This is a genomic window from Paenibacillus sp. Y412MC10 (assembly GCF_000024685.1).
In the GTDB taxonomy this organism is placed as follows: Bacteria; Bacillota; Bacilli; order Paenibacillales; family Paenibacillaceae; genus Paenibacillus_AQ; species Paenibacillus_AQ lautus_A.
Window position 1 is genome coordinate 3,502,981 of the sequence record NC_013406.1, and the last position, 17,857, is coordinate 3,520,837.

The following is a 17,857-nucleotide window of genomic DNA, read 5'->3' on the forward strand; positions in this document are numbered from 1 at the left end:
TTTATAGGGGAAAAAGAATTTAGAAAAACGGCGGTGCAGGTGTCGGAAGAAGATCGTGTAATTAGCATGCCAAGTGGCTGCAGTATGTTAAGAAGATCGTCATTTCCGGCACGATAGACAAGGTGGAATGGCACAATACGATGGGAAGTCTGAAAAAGCCGGGCCCGTAATGATAAGTCCCGGCTTACCTGTTCATGCTGTTATGATTGATTGTCCATCCGTTCGATTTCCGTGCTGGCGAGAATAAACGGAGCAACGCCCATCATCGAATCCTGTACAACCGGTTCGCTGAGGTAATATTCATAGGAACCATCTCTGTACGGATCGCCTCCAAGTCCTGCGCCTGCGCAAATTTTCGTCAAGTGAACGCCGCCTTCGTCATCGAGCTCGATCAGGCGGTCCAACATTCCCTCATATCCCCGTTTAGCTGCCGAGGCAAAGCCTTTTGTCAAGTAATGAAGTCGCACTCCTTTGGCGAGCGCATATATAAACATCCCCGAACTGGATGCTTCAAGATAATTGCCTTTCCGTCCGCCTTGGTCAAGTACTTGATACCACAGACCGCTTTCCTTATCCTGCACCTTCACGAGCGCGCCAGCCATTCGTTCGAAAATGCCGCAGAGCTGTCCGCGCATCGCATGATCGCGAGGGAAATATTCCAGCGTATCGGCAAGCGCCATTGCGTACCAGCCCATTGCCCTGCTCCAGAAGTGAGGAGACTTGCCGGTCGACGGGTTAGCCCACGCTTGCTCGCAGGTTTCGTCCCAGCCGTGATATAACAGGCCGGAATTCCGGTCGCGGGTATGCCTCTCTACTGTAAGCAGCTGATGTGCCGTCACATCGAACCACTCCGGCCGATCGAAGACAAGCGCATATTCCGCCATAAACGGCGATGCCATATACAGACCGTCCAGCCACATCTGGAACGGATATCTTTTCTTATGCCAGAAACCCCCGTCGCTCGTCCGAGGTTGCCCCTTTAATTGATCGGCCAGCAGGTTGATCGCTTTCTCGAAGCACGGATCGCCGGTTTGCCGAAGCATCAGATACAGCAGCTTGCCTTGGTTAATATTATCGAGGTTATAATCCTCCAGAACGTATTGTTCAATCGTGCCGTCCGCATGAATGTGCCGGCTCATATTCAGCTTAATAAAGTCGAAGTATTTCGAATCAACGGTCAGCTCCCATACTCGTTCGAATGCTTTCAATGTCATGCCGGTGACATAAGCCCACTTTTTCTCAAGGCGAGGGTGATATCCTTCCGGAGAAGCGTTTTGCAAAATGTAGTCAGCCGTTCTTACAGACCAAGCATGGGGTCGGTTCATTTTGTCCTCCTTCAGTTCAAGTTAGGTGACCTAATCAATCGAGAGGAAACGCGCCCAGCATCCTGAGATAGAACGGATGTAAACGTATAGCTCCCGGACTCAAGCTCATAGATCGCTCTGCCATTCGTATAGTCGACAAACCTAACTCCTTCTGCCATTTGAATCGTCCGTCCGCCCTCCAAGACAGGCTGTTCGCGATCCGCCGGCAGATAAAGCTTGGCCGTCGTATTGGCTGGAATCGTTACGGAGTATGTGAATTGTTCCCCGTTTAGCTCCCACTCGCTTCGAATCACCCCGCGAACAGAGTCATATGACCCTTTGACCCAAGTGATCTGTTTGTCTATGTCGATATGAGGCTGCAGGATAATGTTCTTGAAGCCGGGTTGCGTTGAATCCGCGGCAATGCCGACCATATATTTATACATCCATTCCGCAATCGCGCCATAAGAGTAATGATTATATGAATTCATGCGTATATCGCCAAAACCGTCTTCAGCCGAATAGGAATTCCAACGTTCCCAAACCGTAGTGGCCCCATTTTTTACCGAATATAACCATGATGGCATGGCATCTTGCAGCAACAATTTATAGGCAAGCTCCGTCAGTCCCACATCGGATAAAACAGGTGCGATCACGTTTACGCCAAGGAATCCGACAGACAAGGTGTTCTCGGCATAATGGACCCGCGAGCTGTTTGGATGCGCTGCTTTGTATGCCTCATTATTTTGGATGTTGTCGGCCAGCAAGTCGATCATTTGCTGCTTTTGGACTTCGTTTTCATAGAAGCCTAACTTCAAACACCATAGCAGCGCAGCTTGGCTATTGTCTTCCAAAATAATGTTCTCGACGCCTACTTGATCCGGGTCGACATCATACTCCAATGACGCATAACCGCCTGAAGACAGGACCATTAACGCTCCATCTTTATCGATACGAAGATAGTTTTGAATAAAGACTGTTTTAATATGTTCGAACAGTGTTTCGTATTTCTCCACGTCATCCTTGTTCCCGATTCCTTCAGCCATGCTCGCCATCAGCTTGGCATCATATGCGTAATAAGCATCGCTCATGAGCTGCCGGTCTGTTCCTTGGAAGTTCAACCAGTCCCCGATGCTTCCCGTCCCTCTATACGTTTCGCCTGTCTGTTCATAGATCCAATCCATATGACGGTTCATTGCCTCATAATTTTTGCTAATGATGGTTATATCCCCGGTCATCTGCCATACTGTCCACGGCACGACAATGCCCGCGTCAGCCCAACCGCCGTTGCCGGCAAAACCTCTGAAATTCGCATACCTTCCGCTCGGAGCCGTCGATGTAAACGCGCCGTTTCCATACGTATCTTGATTTTCCACGAGCATATCCATCCAATTCTCGAGAAAGAGGGCGGCATCCATATTATATAGAGCGGTATTGGCAAATAACTGCGTATCGCCCGACCAGCCTACGCGTTCGTTTCTTTGCGGACAATCGCTTGGAATCCACAAATAATTACCGCGTTGCCCCCACATAATGTTGCTATAAAGTTGATTGATATCCGGATGCGATGTTTTAATACTCCCCGTTTCCGGAAGGGCCGACATCGCTACCTTCCCCGTCAAACTTTTAATCAGCACGGATTCGCCCTCGACAATAGCGACTTCAACATATCTGAACCCATGATAGGTTAAGGTTGGTTGGTAGGTTTCTTCCATCGCGGATCCTTTTAACGTGTAGTAATCCGATGCTTTCGCATTCCGCAAATTCGCGGTATATATCGAGCCAGCCGGACCGTCTGCGCCATTGCTGTAATCATTCAGTATTTCCGCATAACGAATGCTGATTTGAGTCCCTTTCCGACCCTGGACCGTAATCCTCGGAATGCCGACCATGTTTTGTCCCAAATCATAGATCGCAACATCGCCTGAAGCAATCGTTACGGCACTTCGCCAGGCAACCTCTAAGTCCGTAACGCTTCTTGCATGGTCGACTTTGATTTCTCCTCGGCTGGTTGCGCTAGCTTTATTGACAACGTCGGTATATACGGTAATTCCTTGAGGGACACGGTCTAAACCATCGATAATCTGCACGGTATGACCATGATACGATGTCACGTTTACATTCGGGAAGGTGCTTCGATAATCATGCTGCTTGACCTCGCGCCACTGTGAATCGTCAAAACCGGCTTCCGTCCAGCCTTCCTGTTCCATCGTGGCATCATACGATTCGCCGTCATAAATATCGTCGGCTCTCACTGGACCCGTATCGGTCGCCTTCCAGCCGGAATCGATATCCGTCACAATCGCTTGAGTCGTTTGATCTTCATAAGTGATGAATAGCTTGCATAATAACCCCAGATCATTCCGTTCATCGTTATAATACACCGTTTGTTTCTCAGGGGACGGCGCCTTGGAAATTCGGCCATTCCACCACCCATTTCCTAGCGTGAATGCTAGCGTTGCCACATCATCTCTTATAAAAGGGGTAACATCATACGTCATGTAGTTAATGGTCTGATCGAAGTTCGTCCAGCCCGGAGGCATGAGCTCGTAGACGCAACTGCCATCCTCTTTGACAATCCCTAGCTTATGCCCATTGATATAGGCATCGTATACGCCCAATGCCGAAATATACAGTCTGGCTTGCTTGATCGCCCCGTTCAACTTCGTTTCTTTTCTAAACATCGGCGCCCCGGAGCTTTTAGGCTTCTTGCCATCCATCGCGATCCACTTGGCCCCATCCCATCCCGTTATTCCGTCTGTTGACCGTAATCCGGTTTCAAAATACGCCTCCTCTTTTGCTTTAACCATGTGACCATTCTTATCCCAAACGATGATCGTCCAGTAATAGCGAGTCGTTGGCTGCAAGGTTTTGCCCATATAGGCGATCGCTACCGATTCATTGGACTCGACTTTACCGCTATTCCACAAATCGGCAGTGTCTTCCGCCAATTTCTCCGGCATGGTTGCTGCTAGAATCTGATAAGCAGTCTGCTTCTGTCCCCGTTCGGCGGAATTCATCATCCAACTAAAACGCGGCGCCTCTACATCAATGCCGATTGGATTGCTCCTATGTTCCACTCTTAGATTTGTAATCAATACATGGTTGCTCAAATCCAGTTCCTCCCGCTAGGTTATCTTGCGCGCTTCGTTATGAAGATTGAGTGACCAAATGGACTCCCGACTCGAGCGTGACGCATTCGCCCGAGCGGAGCTTAAGGCTAATGATCGCCTCTTCCGTCTCGACAACAGCCCCGTCCTTCCTGATCAACGACCTACCTCCGAATGGATTGACGAGACGGATCGTTTCATTGCGTTCGCTGTACACGGTAACATGCTTTACCTTTCCGCCTTCTTTGCTTCCCGACAGCAGAAACGCTCCCTCCACCCGGATGCCCGCGAACGAGGCGTCTTTGAATCGCCGGGACAGCCCCGTGAACACCCGGACGGTTCCTCTGACGCATTGCACGTACATTTCCAATACCGCCGCCGCCGCGGCGATCGATGCTTCTGCCTGCATGGTATCGCCCCCGGTAAACTGGCAGAAGCCTTCATAGTTGGCGTTATGCCTGGTCGCGTAGCTCGGCATCATGAACACCTCCCTCAGCAGGTGTAGAGAAAGCAGCGCCATATCCGCACGGCCCATCCGGTTGTGCAAGATCGAAGCCCAAGGCATCGACCAGCCGGCCCATCGCCCCATGCCTTTGTCGATCCATGACTTATAAGCGTTCGAGACAGCCTCTTTCTGCGCAGGATCGTCCATTTGGATGGTGTCGAAGGGAAAGATGCCGGCCAAATGAGAATGATGGCGATGCGATTCGGAGAGCGGCTGTCCTTCCCACAGATACAGCTCGAGCCCGGGCTTCGTGCCGAACTCTTGGAATTGCCGCGGTCCGGCCGTGTAGGGAGGCAGCTTCTCGCGGATGTCGGCTGCCATGGCCGCGGCATCCGGATCGATTCCGTACTTTTCGTCGAGCTCCAACAGCTTTTCGCATAAGAAATGGACATTGACAAGAAAGAAGGTCGAATTCCGGCCGAGTCCGGCTTGCGACGAGCCGCCGAATTCCGGCGAAACGGTTACCGGAAGCGAATAGCGATCCCCTTCGGTCTCCATCATTTCCCTGAATACGCGAAGAGCCTTGCTCATGAATGGAATCACTTCATCCAGCAAGTATGCCTCGTCTCCGGCATACCGGGCATACTGCCACATCATCTGGGCGACCCACGAGGTGTTCGCCTGATCGATCGTCCCTGTCCACATGCCGCCGACCGGACGGCCGCGGTCGTCTACCGAATGGCCAAGCATATATCCGTCATCGATGCCGACAAAACGTTTGGCGTTCAGCGCCAGCGTCGGCTTCCAACCATCGATCATGGAGAACAGCGGCTTCAGGCTGTCCAGCAAATTGGAACCGTATGCCGGCCATAAGCATTGTTGAACATTAATATTGAAGTGATAATCGCAGCTCCATGGCGGATTCCGGTATTCCTCCGCCCAAGGGCCTTGCAGCGTCGGCGCGATCCTGCCCGGCATGGAATTGCCTAACATCCGGTAGATGCCCAAGTAATACATGCGTTCAATCTCGGCGTCGGGCAAGGAGATATCCGCCGCCTGCCGCCATAATGCCAGCCAACGCTCTCTTGTTTCACTTGTTGCGGCGGCATACCCTCCGTTAGAGGGAGAAACCGAATTCAGCAGCGCGTTTGCCGATTGTATTGCCTGCTCCGGATCAGCGCCGTATTCCGCGGCGATCGCGAGCGTTCCCCCGCGCTGCCTCATCCTTACGGCGCATGCCGGATCCTCCGGCAGCTCCTGCACCCAGCCGTCTTCTATTGCTTCAGGGGCCGGAATCCCGAAGTCGTCGAAGTACGCCTTCGTTTTCTCGAAGGAATATGACGGTACGGGCGTTATGCTCTCGAACAGCTCTTCGCCGCCCGAGAGCAGCAGCATCGGCTTATCGATCAGAACGGCAAGATCGATAACATGCTCGCGTTCGCCAAGACGGCACACCACCCGGACCTCGCCTTCGTTCATATGCAGGTTAGCCGAAACCAATCGCACATCCGGCTTCAGCCTCGCTTCGATCCGTCCCATCGCCAGCCGCGTCGGCCGTTTCTCCTTGCCGTTCATCAGCGTAATCGGGAAGAGCTCCCGCGCGCCTTGGAAATCGCCGCTCTCCAGCAGCGATTTCAGTTGGCCGTACGTACAATCGTCCCGCCAGATCGTTCCGCCGCGATGATCCCAATAATCGGCCCGATTGATCGTTAGCATAACGGTCTGGTCCTGGAACCAGATCAACGCGCCGAACACGCCGTTCGACAACGGAATCCCGTCATGACAATAACCGGTGTCCAGCGTCCACGGCACATCATAGGACGGACTTATCTCAATGGCTTTCATAATCCTCCGCCTCCTTCTCGAATCGTTAACTCTCCTCTTCCTTGCCTGCAGCCGACAACCAACTCTTGCAAGAGCTGGTCAAGCGGCGGGTTGCAGCCCAGCCGTCCTTCGAGGCGAAGTCCCACAAAGATCAACTCGCCGCGCCCGTGCCGGACCGAGCCGACGACAGGCACTCTGCGTTTGCGCGCTCCGCCCGATGGGGTCCCGCCCTTCGGCTTCGCGTACGCATAAAGCAGCGGCGACATAGACTCCGCGTACCAACCGCATCCGGTCAGAGCGTCTATTCGGTCCAAGGTTTGGTTATAGAAGAATTGGAAATCGGAAGCCTCGAATCGCTCGAGCCGCTTATCGGCTTCGTCGAAGGCCAGCGTATACAGGCTGCCCGTTTTCTCCTGCCGCACGGCGATATCTCCGATTCGCCATTCGGCTTCGCCTCCCTCGTCCGGGACGATGATCGCCTTTGCCCCCGCTTCGATCCTTCCCGCGATCTCGGTTTCGTGGAGACGGAATGCCTCCGCGGAAGATAAGAAGATCACGTCGAAAGGGAGGCTGGCTTCATAAGTCCGGCAAGGCAAGCCCATCGCGGCGAGCAGCGCTTCCGCTGCGGTTCCGATCGCTGCCGCATTTACCGCGGCTGTAGGTTCGCCATCGACGAACGTAACGTCGTTCGGGAATACCTCGATGTCGAACCGCTCGCTGTTGAGCAGTTCTCCGGCACGATTATAGGCGGATATGTCCGCTTGAAGCGTGCGGCGTCTATCGACCGCCGGCATGACAAACGGCACGGAGCCGACATAAGCGGAATCGGCGCCGCCGATGTCGGCTTCCAGCTCGAAGGAAGCGTAATCCTCGGTCTCGCTCCGAAGCATCGCGACTAGCTTCATGCCTTGATAATCATCGGGCGTATCATTAAGCAGCCAGGCTTCCAGCTCGAGAAGTTCGCCTGCATATGCGCGCCATCGGTCGCTCCGCCAATGTACCCGCAGCGGCTCCAGAGCGTCTTTGTAAGCAAAATAGGCCGGCTTCGGCACCCGGTCGGCTCCGACAAGCGATTTCATCCACCCCGACGGCCAAGCGTCGATGAGCAGATGGATGGCTGACTGCACGATCAGATCGGCGCGCCGGCGGATCGCGTCGGTCATCAGCCTTGTGACGAATGCCTGGTATCGCTGGCTCCGCTCGATCCAGTCTCCGATGCGGTCGGCTTCCGGATACCAATCGCCATGATGCGAATACGTCTGGCTGTCGACGATCGCGTCCGGCATCCAAGGGTCGTCCGGGTTCTCCGGCAGCCATTCAAGCGGATAGCGCTTGTGCATGAGGGCAAGATGATCAAGCGCCTCCGAGCCGTATTCCCCGCATCCGGTCTTCCAATCCTTCTTGAGCGGCGGAAGCCCGCCCTTGTAGAGCTCTCCGAACGAGATCATATGATTCGTATACCACATCGTATAGCAGTGATAATCGGAGAGCCCCGTTTCCGTCGGCGGATCATAATCGCCTTCCGCGTTTTTTACGACGCGGTCCGGATTCTCGATATAAATGGCATGCCTTGCCGATGCGAAGAACGCTTCCATTTCGTCCCGGTACAGATGCCGATGTCCTTTGCCCCGCTTGGCGGGACGGGATGGCTCGTTGATCAGCGATACCATAATGACGCTCGGATGGCTGCGTACGAGCCGCTCCATCTCTGCAGATTGCCTCACTGCCTCGCAGAACTTGTTTCGACGGATAAAACCGAACGCCGGCAAATCGCATTGGTTCATCATGCCGAGACGGTCCATGTAATCGTAAATTTCTTCTTGCACCGGTCGTTGCGTGATCCGATAAAAGTTCAGATTGGCCAGCTTCGCAATCAAAATATCGTCAATGAGCTGCCCTTCGTCGCCTTGCATGACGCATTGCTGGAGATGCCCCATCTCGTTCGCGCCCCGCAGCAGAATCGGCCGTCCGTTCAAATACAGCGTCCCTTTCGGCGTCGCCGCTTCGTCCATCCTGAAGGATCTCATGCCGAAGCAACGGTCTTTGGCATCCTGCAGCTCCCCTTCGCGGTCCAGACTCGCCCTAAGCCGGTATACCCGCGGCGCGTCCGGTTCCCAGCTGCGGAATGCCGGGAAGGCGATTTTATAACGGTAATTGTTCATGCCCGGACCCGCATAAGCAATCGGGAAGCGAATGCCGGAGAGCCCTTCTCCCTCGAAATTGTCCGCAAAAACGTCGACCGTCAGCTCGGCTCCTTCGATGAGACCCGCCGTCATGTTCATGACGTCGATCCACGCCTCAAACGATCCGTCCTCGGGATTGGGTCTAATAAAGATGTCGTCTACGAACAGCTCCGCCCGTTCCTCCAGAATCACATGGTTATAAATGCCCGCGCCGGGCGGGCAATGATGCCAGCCGTACACCGGCTCGTCCCAGCCCGGACCCGTGGCGGCGTACATCTTGTCTCCATCGAGCCGCGTGCCGCCGACGCCCATCATCGGATAATCGTTTTTCACTTCGACAACGAGCACGTTGGTCTCCTCAAGCAAAGAAGTGATGTCGAACTCGAAGGGAGCAAACAATCCTTCATGCCGACCAACGCATTTGCCGTTCACGTAAACGGCCGCTTCATAATCGACAGCCTTGAAGACAAGAAACGTTCTCCTTCCTGCTTGCGGCTTCGGATAGCCGAATGTCGTCCGATAATAGCCGGTCCAGCGTCCCTTCTCCTTCGTCGGCCCGCGGAAGTCGGGGATCGAGACCTGTTCCCACTCGCCTTCGCCCCGCAGCACGCGAGCGAATTCCCCGCTTCCTCCCTCCTCGTAACGGAAATTGAAGCTGGTCAGCTTCCCGTTGGGACGGGTATAGGCTGGTGGCGGCGATAGCTGCCTTAGATAGGGGCGATATCGCTCGCGAAGCTCGGCCAATTCCTGCCCGAATCGGCTCAGCCGTTCCTCGAAGCTCGGCTCGATCATTCGCTCGGCAGTAGTCTCCCCCCTCCCGAACAACCTCTTCGTCCATTCGCGCGGCCGGATTTCGGTCATGCCTTCCTTTACAAGCGGATGCTCGCGAAGCGCGATTTCCGCGAAAGGATCCACCGTCTGTGAACGATTCACCTGCGTTGATTTCAATGAAATGCCTCCTTCTCCAAGAAAGAATGATAGTCTCTGGCGCCTGTCTAGCACCGCGTAATCGTATAGGTTACGCCCGGCTCCGTTCGAAACTCCACGACGCAAGGAGCGATCTCGCGAACCTCGACCGCTTCCGTTCCGGCGGTTACCTGCACATTGCCATCGGTTCGAATTCGGCAGTGCTCGCCATTTGCCGATGCTATGACGGCTTCGCTAAGGGCGCGATCCGTCCATGCCAGCGATACCGTAAAGCCGCCGCGCGCCCGCAATCCGGATACGCGGCCTCCCTTCCACGCCTCCGGCAGCGCGGGCAGCAGGTTGAGCTCGCCGGCATGGCTCTGCAGCAGCATCTCGGCAATCCCCGCCGTCGCCCCGAGATTGGCTTCGATCGTAAGCGGATAAAAGGTCAGCATCGGATGCCGGTGGGCGTTGAACAAATTGTCAAACGGATTTTTAAGCAATTTGGTCAAATAACGATGCGCCATCTCGCCGTCATCCAGCCTCGCGAACAGGCTGATCAACCAGGCGAAGCACCAGCCCACCGCGTCTTCCCCTTCGTGCTGCAGCCGAAGGTCGATCGATACCCGGCAAGCGTTAGCAAGCTCGGGGGTGCGTCGATGGTCGAGCTCGCTGCCCGGATGCAGCGGATAGAGATGGGCCATATGCCGGTGCCCGGGCTCCGCTTCTTCGAAATCCGAGAACCACTCTTGCAGTTGTCCGCGGCGGCCGATCTGGAATGGGCGAAGGCGCGCCCTTGCAGCGGCCAGTTCAAGGCGCAGCTCCCGATCGATCCCCAGGTGGTCGGACGCTTCCATGCAGTTTCCAAAGAGCTCGCGGAGCAAGGCAATATCCATCGTGGCGTCCATGCTGACGGCCGCTTTACGTCCGTCCGGCAAGGCGAATGTATTCTCCGGCGAGGTGGACGGATTGGAAACTAAGTAGCCGTCCGCATCCTCGACGAGGTAGTCCAGGAAAAACAACGCGGCTTCTTTCATGATCGGATAGCCGACCTGGCTCAGAAACGTCCGGTCTCCCCCGAACCTGTAATGCTCCCATACATGCTGGCTGAGCCAAGCTCCCCCCATCGGCCAGTACGCCCAGCTTGCGGGGCCGCCCGACGGGCCGCCGGACGGCGTCGTGATTCGCCAAAGGTCAACGGCATGATGGCTGACCCAGCCTCTTGCCTTATAATGGGCAGACGCCGTTTCCCTGCCGGCAATCCGCAAGTCCTCCAATAGACGGAAGAGCGGCTCGTGACATTCCGCAAGATTGCATACCTCGGCTGGCCAATAATTCATTTGCGTATTAATGTTGACCGTATAGTTGCACGACCACGGCGGTCTCATCGACTGATTCCAGATCCCTTGCAAGTTCGCCGCTTGCGTTCCCGGCCGGGACGACGATAGAAGCAAATACCTTCCGAATTGGAAAAATAGAACGGCTAGCTGCTCGTCTGTCTTGTCTTCGCGAAGCGCCCGAATTCGTTCGTCGGTCGGCAGATGCTGCAGACCGGGGGCATCAAGCTCAAGCTCCACCCGTCCGTATAGCGCCCTGTAATCCTGGACGTGCCGGTCCAGCAGCTCGCCGTAGGAAAGCTTGGCAGCCGCATCCAGGCAGGAGCGGCATAGCTCGGCGGGGTTTCGCCCCTCCAGGACGGGATTCTTGTCGAACCCATTGAAGCTGGTCGACGCCGCCAGGAGGAAGGTTACGGCGTCCGCGCCTTCGATCCGGATCCGTCCTTCCCCGTCCTCCGTCGTCGCTCCGCCTTCCGGCAGGGCGAGCAGCTGCGCCTCGAAGCGGATGCCCCGTCCTTCCTCATAGATGACCGGATCGTTGCTCCGGGCATGAAGCGGCTCCACATGCGACGGGCTTCGTCCCTTCATCGCAAGCTTATCGGCGGAGACCCGGAGCGCCTGATGCCGCAGCTGACTGTCAAGCGATGCAGAAACGGCTATCCGGCCGGGCTGATCGGCGGTAAAACGCACGACCATGACCTGATCGACCGCGGAAACGAACGTTTCGCGCACATACCGAACCCCGTTCAATGTAAACCGCGTCCGGCAGACCGCATCGTTCAGGTCAAGCTCGCGCCTGTAATGCTCCGCTTTGCCGGTCTCCTCCAGCTCGAGATACAAGTCGCCTAGCGGCTGATAGGACTCGGACCACGGCCCCAGCATATGCTCTTCGATCGTCCGCTGGGCTTCCGGGTATTTCCCTTCGAATACGAGCTTCTGTACCGTCTCCAAATAGGCTGCCGCCTCCCGGTTATTCGGATCGTACGGATGTCCCGACCATAACGTATCCTCGTTTAGCGAGATGCGTTCCCGAAAAATCCCGCCGTACACCATGCCTCCCAGCCGGCCGTTTCCTACGGCGAGCGCGTCCACCCATTCCGCAGCAGGATTGCGATACCACAGCATTCCTTCGTATGTTCCCAAACCGTCAACCGTCTTCATACCCATCACTCCGTTCGCTCTTCCAGAATCCAGACGCCGTGGGCGGGAAGCGAGGCTTCCCCGCTCACGTCCGAGCCACCGAGCAGCTCGCGCAGCGGCGCCTTGCCAACATTGACCTTCGCCGGCTGGTCATTATGGTTTAGCAGAAACAAGTACCTTTTGCCGTCCTTCACCCTGGCGCTCGCTTCCACGCCGGGAGGCGTCGCGGCAACCGGAACGATATTGTTCCTGGTCGTCAGCTCGGAGAACAGATCGATCAAAAACCGTTCTTCCGGATCGGACGATATGTACCAGGCTTCACCCTTGCCGAATGTATTGCGCGTAATCGCGGGCATCCCTGCATAGAAATCCGCGCCATAAACGGCGACGGTTTCCGCGCCCTCCGTATGCAGACGCTCGCATATTAATGAGCAGCTATACGTGACAGCCGGCAGGCTGGTTTTTCCTTGCATGACGAGAAAATTCGACTGGCCCGGAAACAGCGGATCGATTTCTTCCACCCAGATGCCGAGCAGCTTCCGAAGCTCGCCGGGATAACCGCCGAGCGTCACCAGATCGGTTTCCTGCACGATGCCGCTGAAGAACGTCGTCACGAACGTGCCGCCGCTAGCCGCATACGTCTCCAGTTTCTCGGCGAAGCCCGGTTTGACCATGTACAGCACGGGCGCAACGACCAGCGCGTATTCGTCAAGCCTTGTCTCCGTGCCGATCATATCGACTTGCACGTTAAGACTGTAGAAGGCATCGTAATAGCGCTGAATCTGCTGCAAATATTTGAGCCGCGTCGTTGGCCCGCTGGAATGCTCGAGCGCCCACCAATTGTCCCAATCGAACACGATGGCAACCTTCGAAGCCGTTCTCGCTCCGATCAGCGCATCGCCCAATCGCTGCAGCTCTTGTCCGAGCTCGGCGCATTCTTGGAAGACGCGCGTATGCTCATGGCCGGCATGGTCGATAACGGCCCCGTGAAACTTCTCGAAGGCGCCCGCGGATCGTCTGAGCTGGAAAAACATGACCGCTTCCGCGCCGCGCGCGACCGCCTGGTAGCTCCACAGCCGCATGACGCCGGGCCGCTTAAGCGGATTGACTTCCCTCCAGTTCAATTGGCTGGGGCTCTGTTCCATCAGCAGGAACGGCTTGCCTTGTTTCAGCCCCCGCATCAGATCGTGCCGCATCGCAATTTGGCTCATCGGCGTGCCGCTCTCCGGATAGCTGTCCAGTGCGACGACATCCAGCTCCTTGGCCCATTTGAAATAATCTAGCGGCTTATAGGTGCCGTTGCTCTGGAAATTGGTCGTCACGACCGCATCCGGAATGACGGCTTTAATCGCGTCGCGCTCCAATTGGTAGCAGGCCAAAAAGCTGTCGGAGTTGAAACGGTCGTAATCGATCGACATCGCCGGGAAAGCCGTCGCTTCATGGCCGAACGCGCTGAAATGCTCGCTCTGCTGGCTCGGCAGCACGATCTCCTCCCAGTCGTAAAACGTATGGCCCCAGAACGAGGTGTACCAAGCGTTGTTAAGCGCATCGAGCGTTTCATAGCGCTCCCGCAGCCAGACTCGAAACGCCTGCTCGCAGTTGTCGCAATAGCACCGCCAGCCCATCTCGTTGTTGACATGCCACAGCAGCAAAGCCGGGTGATCCTTGTACCGTTCCGCCAGCTTCCGCGCCATCCGCTCCGAATAGAGGCGGAAGGTCGGGCTGTTCGGGCAGGAATTATGACGCCGTCCGTACTTTTTCTTGCGGCCCTGCGAGTCCACGGTCAGCACGTCCGGATACGCGCGCGCCATCCAGGCGGGATGGGCCGCGGTGCCGGTCCCGAGGCAAGCGCGAACCCCATTCGCGTGCAGCATATCGAGGACGTCGTCCAGCCATTCGAAGCGGTACGTCTCCTCGTCCGGCTGATTGCGCGCCCAGGAGAAAACGTTGACGGTGGCGATGTCGATTCCGGCGAGCTTGAACAGCCGCATGTCCTCTTCCCACACGCCGCGAGGCCATTGCTCCGGGTTGTAGTCCCCGCCGTACAGTATCTTATTAGGCAAACCGTTCATTACACTCGCTCCTTCTCCTTTGTTTCCCACTCGATCCGCTCCGGCAATCGCAGCCTAGCGCCGTTGACCCGCTCCGGACCCGCAACGATCGGCTTCAATCGAATCGTGAACGAGACCGGCTCTGCTGGAATCAAATAATCCGGCAGAGTCGGCGCATAGCCGCAGCTGTGATTGCCGAGCCCCGACTGGCGCCAGTCGACGCTGACTTCCGTCGCGCCGAGAAGCTTCAAATCCGAATGATGCCGGGCGGCGCCCAAAGCTTCGGTCGAATACGGCCGTGCGCCGAACTGGCCGAGCGGGGCATCCGTCCCCGTAACCAATAGCCCGGCTCCGCCAGCATCGGTCAGGCTCGCCCAGCGGACATCGGCCTTGCTGCCGTTCTCCTGGGGTTTAATGTACGGAACAACCTGTTCGCCGACGGTTCCTTCGTACAAGCCCAGCTTGCCGCTTTCCTTGCGGTCCGCATAACATTCGTGAGGACCGAGGCCAAGCCAGGACATATGACCGAACCGTGATGGCATCACGAACCGGAGTCCAACCCTGGGCAGCGGCGGAAGCCCTTCCTTGAGCGGCTCGAGCCTCGTTTCGACCGTCACGTCGCCGCTGCCGAAGACGGTGTAGAGCTGAACGGCCGCGAACGCCGGCCGCAAGCCGTTCACCCCAAGGACCGTCTCCGTCCGCACCTGGACGGCTCGCCCGCCAGCGGCATGGCGGGCTTCCATCGTTCTGACGTGGGTCTCCAGCTCATGATAGCCGGCCTCCCGCCACTTTTTCGCAAGATGAACATCGTTGTCGACCGGCGCCCTCCACAGCTGGATGCGGGGCCCCGACTCCAGCAGGGGTAAGCCGTCATGCTCCCAACGGTCCAGCGCGCCGGTTACTTTGTCGAACGTTAACGAAAACCCTGCTCCGCTTGCCTTGACGTACCGGCTTCCATCTTCTAAGGCGACGGCGCTCATCGCCGATTGCGATACAGGCTGCAAGGAAGCTCCTGTTGCCGCCGATGAAGTCAAAGGAATATCCGCCCACGCCACTTCATGCCCCGCAGGCGCCCAGCATGTCTCCTCGCGGAGCGTGAAGTTCAGATGGAGCCAATATTCTCCGCCGCCGCTTCGCTCCTGCTCCTGATTCAGCTCCGGATTCGTCCGGTAAGGAACGGCGACGAACGCTTCTTCTCCCGCGGCAATCGCAAGCGGCTGCAGCTCTCCCTCCTCTACCGCCACTCCCTCCCGGTAAACGATCCATTTGACCGCCAAATGCTCCAGCGTGACAACATCGTACCGGTTGCGGATCCGAAGCAGACGATCCGTATCGGTCGGCAGCACATTGACCGGCTCGATGGCCTTCTTGAACTCCAGAAGCGCCGGCTTGACGGTACGGTCTGGAAACAACAAGCCGTCGACGCAGAAGTGACCGCTGTTGGGGCTGTCGCCAAAGTCGCCTCCATAAGCGTATTCGAAGCCGCCGCCCGGCTTCCACCGGAGCAAAGACAGATCCGCCCATTCCCAGATCAAGCCTCCGCACAGACGCGGATAACGGAAAACCGCATCCCAATACTCCTTCTGGTTGCCGAGCGCGTTGCCCATCGCATGCCCGAATTCAATCATCAGATAGGGCCGGGTCTCGTTCGATTTCTCGCCTTCCGCAATCAGCATATCCACGGAAGGATACATGCTGCTTACAATGTCTACGACGGGCGCATCGTAAGCCCGCTCGTAATGGACCGGCCGCGTTGGATCGTTCTCCCGTACCCAAGCCGCCATCGCAGCGTGATTCGCTCCGTAGCCCGATTCGTTGCCGAGCGACCAGATGATGACGGACGGGTGGTTCTTGTTCCTCTCGACAAGCCGGACGATCCGGTCCATGAACGCCTCTTTCCATGCCGGGTCGTTCGCCAGGCGGCTTTCGAAAGCTGTTTTTTCATCGGGATTGTCGATCCATCGGCTGATTTCGCCGAGAAAGACGCAGCCGTGCGTCTCCAGGTCCGCTTCGTCGACGACGAACAGGCCGTAGCGGTCGCACAGGTCGAGCCAGCGCTCGTCATTCGGATAATGCGAGCATCGCACCGTATTGATGTTGTGGCGCTTCATCAGCTCGATGTCCTCGATCATCGCTTCCATCGTCATGACGCGGCCGAGCTCGGGATCGAATTCGTTCCGGTTCACCCCGCGGATGATGACCGGCCTGCCGTTGACCAGGAGCCGTCCGTCCCGCACCCGGATATCCCGGAAGCCGACCGCGTACCGGTATACCTCCTCCACTTGTCCTTCCGCGCCGGATAAGGTGACGAGCAGCGTATAAAGATTCGGCTCTTCCGCCGACCACAGCTTGGGAGCGCTAACAGGAAGCTCTACGGCGATGTCTGCTTCCGGTGAGCTCCCGATCTGGCAGGGAACGCCGGCAACGCTGGCCGTGACCGTCGATTCGTGGTCATCCAGCAACTCGGCCCTGATCTGATAGCCCTCCCCATTGCTGCCGGAAGACGCCGCAAGTCTTAAGCCAAGCTCGAGCACGCCGCTGTCGTACGACTCGGACAGCCGTGTCCGGATACGGGCGTCGCGCAGACGGACCGCCGACGGCGAGCTCAGCAGGTAAACTTCGCGGAATATGCCGCTTAGCCGCCACTTGTCCTGATCCTCCAAGTAACTGCCGGTTGACCATTGGTAGACGCGAACGGCCAGCTTGTTGACGCCTGGGCGGATCAAGTCCGTCACCTTGAACGTCATCCGGTTATGGCTGCCTTGACCGAAGCCCGCTTCCTCGCCGTTGACCCACACGTGAAAGGAGGAGTCTACGCCTTCAAATACAAGAAAAACGTCGCCGCCCGCCCTTTGCTCCGGCAGCTCGAACGTTCGCAGGTAAGAGCCTGTGGGGTTCTGCTTCGGTATGAATGGCGGATCAACCGGAAACGGATATTTGCTGCTGCTGTACAACGGCGTTCCATAGCCGAGAAGCTGCCAGTTCGACGGCACCGGAATGGCGTCCCAATCCTCACCCTCGAACGATTCGTCATAGAACCGCTCCGGCGCATCCTGGGGGCATGCCGCGTAATGGAACTTCCATTCGCCGTTAAGCATTTGGACGTACGAGGAGGCGTTCTTGTCACAGGTTGCGGCTGCCGCCAGCGCCGTCTCCCTATCTTGATAAGGAATGCCCCGCGCATCCGCCGGCTCGGCATGGATCTGCAAAACGTCCGGGTTCTCATAATCCGGCGACTCCTGATTGAATCGCAATCTCATGTCTCTACAGCTCCTTGACTTCTAATTTCGTGGCATCTATCGCTGCGTGAAAGAGATAGGCGCCCGGATCCGTGCTATAAACCGCATATCCAACTGTTGGCCGACCGTAATAATCGGCTCGGGATACTTCGTCCAATGCAGAAGATCGTCCGAAAAGGCAATGCCCTCCCCGTTACTTTATGACAGCCTTTTGCGGGTAAAATGCTTCTGTTGTTTGAAGACCACTTTACACGGTTTCAAGACTTCGTTTATAGGCTAATTCAACTGTGTTTATAGGGGGGTTTCACGAAGGTGAAA

General features: G+C 56.6%; 7 protein-coding genes. All 7 read right to left on the reverse strand.

The genetic code is table 11. The features are described 5' to 3' along the window. Positions 1–200 precede the first annotated feature (200 nt). Genes GYMC10_RS15145 through GYMC10_RS15175 form a run of 7 tightly spaced genes read right to left on the reverse strand, consistent with a single transcriptional unit; the run spans position 201 to position 17,560 of the window. Positions 201–1,325: a glycoside hydrolase family 105 protein gene (locus GYMC10_RS15145; protein WP_015735292.1), complete on the reverse strand. Its 1,125-nt coding sequence runs from the start codon at positions 1,323–1,325 to the stop codon at positions 201–203. Positions 1,326–1,336: 11 nt separating this feature from the next. After that, positions 1,337–4,417 carry a family 78 glycoside hydrolase catalytic domain gene (locus GYMC10_RS15150; protein ID WP_015735293.1) on the reverse strand — a complete coding sequence of 1,027 codons (3,081 nt, stop codon included), beginning with the start codon at positions 4,415–4,417 and terminating at the stop codon, positions 1,337–1,339. A gap of 37 nt (positions 4,418–4,454) precedes the next feature. Then, a complete protein-coding gene (locus GYMC10_RS15155; protein ID WP_015735294.1) occupies positions 4,455–6,704 on the reverse strand; it encodes a glycosyl hydrolase family 95 catalytic domain-containing protein in 2,250 nt (749 codons plus the stop codon). Then, positions 6,701–9,814 carry a glycosyl hydrolase 2 galactose-binding domain-containing protein gene (locus GYMC10_RS15160; protein ID WP_015735295.1) on the reverse strand — a complete coding sequence of 1,038 codons (3,114 nt, stop codon included), beginning with the start codon at positions 9,812–9,814 and terminating at the stop codon, positions 6,701–6,703. Before GYMC10_RS15160 ends, GYMC10_RS15155 begins: the two co-directional genes overlap by 4 nt. A gap of 47 nt (positions 9,815–9,861) precedes the next feature. Next, the gene (locus GYMC10_RS15165; RefSeq protein WP_015735296.1) at positions 9,862–12,270 is read right to left on the reverse strand and encodes a glycosyl hydrolase family 95 catalytic domain-containing protein; all 2,409 of its coding nucleotides are present in this window, start codon (positions 12,268–12,270) and stop codon (positions 9,862–9,864) included. A 5-nt stretch (positions 12,271–12,275) separates the two neighbouring features. Continuing rightward, positions 12,276–14,321, reverse strand: a complete 2,046-nt coding sequence (locus GYMC10_RS15170; protein ID WP_015735297.1) for a beta-galactosidase — start codon at positions 14,319–14,321, stop codon at positions 12,276–12,278. Beyond that, the gene (locus GYMC10_RS15175) at positions 14,321–17,560 is read right to left on the reverse strand and encodes a glycoside hydrolase family 2 TIM barrel-domain containing protein (RefSeq protein WP_015735298.1); all 3,240 of its coding nucleotides are present in this window, start codon (positions 17,558–17,560) and stop codon (positions 14,321–14,323) included. Before GYMC10_RS15175 ends, GYMC10_RS15170 begins: the two co-directional genes overlap by 1 nt. Between the last annotated feature and the right edge of the window lie 297 nt (positions 17,561–17,857).

Bases quoted from the DNA above. Each gene is read 5' to 3' on its own strand.
- GYMC10_RS15155 (WP_015735294.1), bottom strand. From the start codon at position 6,704: ATGAAAGCCATTGAGATAAGTCCGTCCTATGATGTGCCGTGGACGCTG.
- GYMC10_RS15170 (WP_015735297.1), bottom strand. From the start codon at position 14,321: ATGAACGGTTTGCCTAATAAGATACTGTACGGCGGGGACTACAACCCG.
- GYMC10_RS15165 (WP_015735296.1), bottom strand. From the start codon at position 12,270: ATGAAGACGGTTGACGGTTTGGGAACATACGAAGGAATGCTGTGGTAT.
- GYMC10_RS15145 (WP_015735292.1), bottom strand. From the start codon at position 1,325: ATGAACCGACCCCATGCTTGGTCTGTAAGAACGGCTGACTACATTTTG.
- GYMC10_RS15175 (WP_015735298.1), bottom strand. From the start codon at position 17,560: ATGAGATTGCGATTCAATCAGGAGTCGCCGGATTATGAGAACCCGGAC.